Raw genomic sequence first — 4443 nt, 5'->3', positions numbered from 1 at the left:
AGAACCCGGTCATCGACGTGCTCATCCGCCCGCCGCTCGGGCCGCTGTAGCCGCCCAGGCCGAGCGTGCGGCCCACCGACAGGCCGAGCGTCAGCGGGCCGCGCGCCCAGTCGGCCCCGAACATGCTCGTGCGCACGTCGCCGTTGAGCGACAGCGCGTCTTCGGTGCCGCTGAAGTACGACCGGGAGCTGCGGCTCCACACCGACAGGATGCCGCCGCGGCTCTCTCGGTTCAGCTCGAACTCGGAGTTCGACAGCGGGTCGTAGCCCAACATCGAGCCGAACAGCCCGGTCTCGTGCGCATCTCCCGCCGATCCGTAGCCCATCGGCTGCTGTCCCGCCATGCCTATCGAGCCCACCATGCCGCCCGTGCCGACGCCACCCATGCCGCCCATGCCGGACATCCCGCTCATGCCCGCCGCGCTGCTCATGCCCATCGAGCCCGCCATGCCCATACCGGTCATGCCGCCCATGCCCCTCGAGCCGCTCATGCCGCCCATCGGGGCCGCGCCCGCCGCGCCCATGCCCATCGGCTGCGTGAACTGCGACAGGAAGCCAAGCGCGAAGTCCCGTTCCTGGCCGGGTTGGAACTCCCGGCCCGCGAACCGCGCCCGGAAGCCCCGCCGCCGCGGCGCCGCCATCCGCTCCTCGATGTGGGTGACCACCTGCTCGGCCGTCGCCCGCCCGAAGCGCGCCAGCAGCGCCGCCGGCATCAGGTCCGTGTTCTCGATCGTGCCGGTCGCCTCGCCGTCCTCCAGCCATGCCCCCGACACGTTCGACAGCGCCAGCGTGAACGTCTCCTCCCCCTCGTCGTGCGCGTCGTCGAGCACCGCCACCGCGACCGTCTTCGACGACTCGCCCGCCGCGAACCGCAGCGTGCCGCTGGCCGCCGTGTAGTCCTCGCCGGCCCGCGCCGTGCCGTCCGCCGTCACGTAGTCCACCGTCACCGTCTCGGTGGCAGCGCGGCCCAGGCGCACCGCGAAGTCGACCGTCACGCCCGCGCCCTCCTCGACCCGCGCGTCCGCCACCGAGAGCCCCGGGCGCCAGTCGACCTTGTGCGCCGGGTCGTGGCCGAGGCCGTCATGCGACAGCTCTGCATCTACCTCGGTCGCCGCCGACCGGATCGAGCCGCCGTTCGCCTCCAGCGTGTCCGCCAGCACCGCGATGCCCCGGGTCGAATAGTTCGGCTCCACCACCTCGTGCGTGAACGTCAGCGCGTCGCTGCCCCCGCCGCTCGCGTACGCCGCCCACTTCTCGCCCCAGTCCGCCGGGTCCAGGTCGATCTGCAAGCGCGGCGACCCCGTCACATCGACCGCCTCGCTGAACGCCACCCGGATCGAGATCGTGTCGCCCAGGCGGTAGGTGTCGTCGCCGCCCGCGTTCGAGGCCACCGACACGCCGGTCACCGTCACCGCCTCTGGCCGCCAGTCCACCTTGTGCGCCGGGTCGTGGTCCAGCCCCGCGTGCCCCAGCTCGGCTTCCGCCTCCGTCTCGGCCGACCGGATCGAGCCGCCGTTCAACGCCAGCGTGTTCGCAAGAACCGCCACGCCCTCGGTCGAGAGGTTCGGCTCCACCACCTCGTAGGCGAACGTCAGCCTGTCGGTGCCGCCGCCGTTCTCGTACGCCGCCCACTTCTCACCCCAGTCCGCCGGGTCCAGGTCGATCTGCAAGCGTGGCGACCCCGTCACCGCCACCGCCTCGCTGAACGTCACTGCGACGCGGATCGTCTCGCCCAGCGAGTAAGTGTCGCCCGCGGCCGGACGCGACGATACCGCCACGCCCGTCGCCGACGGGGCCTCCGCCTCCGACCCCAACTGCCAGTCCACCTTGTGCGCCGGGTCGTGCGCCAGGCCGTCGTGCGACAGGTCCGCGTCCGCCTCCGTCTCCGCCGACCGGATCGTGCCCCCGTTGGCCTCCAGCGTGTCGGCCAGCACCGCGATGCCCTGCGGCGAGACGTTCGGCTCCACCACCGTGTGGGCAAAGACGAGCGCCGACGTACCCCCGCCGCTTTCGTAGGCCGCCCACTTCTCGCCGTAGTTGGGGTCCATCTTGATCTTCAGCCGCGGCGAGCCCTCGACATCCACCGCCTCGTCGAGCGAAACGGTCACCCGGATCGTCTCGCCAGCGCCGTACGTGTCGCCGTCCGCCGGACGCGACGACACCGTCACCCCGGTCACCGACGGCCCGCTCGCCTCCGGCGGCGACTGTTGCCAGTCCACCTTGTGGTTCGGGTCGTGCGCCAGGCCATCGTGCGACAGGTCCGCGTCGGCGCCCATGCCCGTCCCGCCGCCCGGAGTCGGGCTGCTCGGCGCCGACCGGATCGAGCCCCCGTTCAGCTCCAGCGTGTTCGCGAGCACCGCGATGCCCTGCGTCGAGAGGTCCGGCTCCACCACCCCGTAGGTGAACACCAGCGCCTTCGTCCCGCTCCCGCTCGCGTAGGCCGCGTGCCTCGTGCCACCCTCCCCGGGATCCAGGTCGATCGCGATCCGCGGACTGCCGGTCACGTGGACCTTCTCGTCGAAGGCCACCCGCACCCGGATCGGGTCGTTCAGCCCGTAGGTGTGGTCGGTGCCCGGGTCGCTCGCGATCGTGACGCCGCTCACCTGCGCCCCCGTGTGCGACAGCTGGTAGACGTTCACCTCCCGGTCAGCGAAGGTCGCCACGGCTTCGCCGGCGGGGTCCCGCAGCCGATTGGCGGACGGTCGGGTGTAGCGCACCTGGACCGTGTTGTAAAAGGCGACCGGCGAGGCCAGGGTCAGCACCACGTCCGCGCCGCGGATGGCGACGCCGCCGGCGGCGACCTGGCGCCGGGCGCCGCTCACCGTGACGTGGAAGGCGCCGGGCGCGGGCACCGAGCCCGCGTCCAGGGGCTCGTCGAATGTGACGGCGAGCGTCTTCCCGTGCACCTCCGCGTACTGGAACGACGGCGGTCCCGTGATGTTGTGCAGCGCCGCGCCCCGGAAGTTCGACACCCGGTTGCCGCCGGGATCCCGCAACGCGTTCGGCCTCTCGGCAGCCCTGTAGCTCACCGTCACCGTCTCGCCGTCGGTCACCGCCGAGTCCAGCGTCACTGTCACCGTGGCGCCGGCGATCGACGCCGTGCCCGTGCCGGTCCGCCCGCCGCTCACCGTGAACGCGTTGCCCGCCGGCGCCGAGCCGGTGTCCAGCGGCTCGGTGAAGGTGACGGTGAGCTTCCTCCCGTCGACCCTCGCGACGGAGAGCTTCGACGCCGACGGCGCCGCGTCCGTCACCGGCCGGTCGGTGAAGTCCCTCACCAGGACGTTGTAGACGGACTTGAGCTGGGGACTCGCCTTCGACGAGTCGTAGCTCACCGTGACCGGCCGGCCGTTGTGGATCCCCCCCGCGCTGGAGGACAGACCGAGCGCCACGGAGTGGGCCTTGATGCCGCAGTACACGATACGCCGGGCGACGCCGTCCACCTTGACGGTAAAGGCCTCGCTGGGACATCCCCTGCCTCCGAGATCGAGGGCCCGACCGGCGAAGTGGAGCGTGAACGACGACGAGCCGTCCACCGTCGCGCCGGACAGGGTCGGCGGCACCAGGTCGGCCTGCGTGGCGACTCTGATGTCGAACACGTCGCTGACCGACTGGCGGTTGCTCGCCGCCGCCACCACCCGGACCTTGAGCGACCTGGCGTTCGACGACTGCGGCGTGCCGTAAAACGTCCGCGTCGCCGCGTCGAACGTCAGCCAGGACGGCAGCAGTTCGTAGCCGTCCGCTAGCGTCGCCGTGTAGGTCAGGGGTTGGCCCTGCGGGGCGGCGAAGGTGCCCGCCGGGAAGGTGTAGGAGAAGTACTTCCCCACATGCGCCACCTGGTCGGGGATCGCGTTCTCCAACGTCGGGGGGGCGCAGGCCGGAAGGGATGGGAAAGACACCGTGAAGGAGAACGTCGCCGTCGCCGTCAAGCCGCCGGGGTCGGTGGCCGTAATGGTGGCGACCGTGGTGTGCGGGCTCGTTGGCAGCGGAGTGAGGCAAGCAAACTCTGCTGCTGATTTGTGCATGAAGAATAGTCTGCCGCCGGGTATGTTCCACGTGGTTCGATTCGGGGCATCGTTGTAGGTGTCGTCGCGGTCCCAGATGAGGTTGATTTCCAGAAAGTCGCCGTCGGGGTCGCTGAAGTCGCTCTCGGAAAGTCGGAGGTTCACCAGCGTATCGAACGGCGCGTTAATGGACGTATCGCCCTGTGGGGTGAACACCGGCGCTCTGTTGGTCTGCGCTTCCGCCGCCCCGGCGGCGAGCAGCAGGGGCAGCGCGGCGACGAGCGCGCAGGCGGCCATGCGCCACCCGCGCGCCAAGCCGGCGACGACACCGAAAGAGAACCAGGAGGATGCAGTCCCCGCCGGACGGCGGAGGCCGAAGCTCAGACCGCCGCAACTAGGTTGGTTGGTTGGTTGGTTGGTTGGTTGGTTGGTTGGTTGGTTGG

Annotated in this window: 1 protein-coding gene; it reads right to left on the bottom strand. The window is 71.0% G+C overall.

Annotation, left to right across the window (positions count from 1 at the left end):
• A partial coding sequence (locus tag F4X11_12225) for a hypothetical protein (GenBank protein MYN65779.1) occupies window positions 1–4297 on the bottom strand: 4297 nt, incomplete at its 3' end.
• Window positions 4298–4443: the final 146 nt, after the last annotated feature.

Source organism: Acidobacteriota bacterium (assembly GCA_009861545.1).
Taxonomy (GTDB): domain Bacteria; phylum Acidobacteriota; class Vicinamibacteria; order Vicinamibacterales; family UBA8438; genus WTFV01.
Note: the sequence above shows the minus strand (reverse complement) of the source record. Positions and strands in the feature narration are given on the sequence as shown.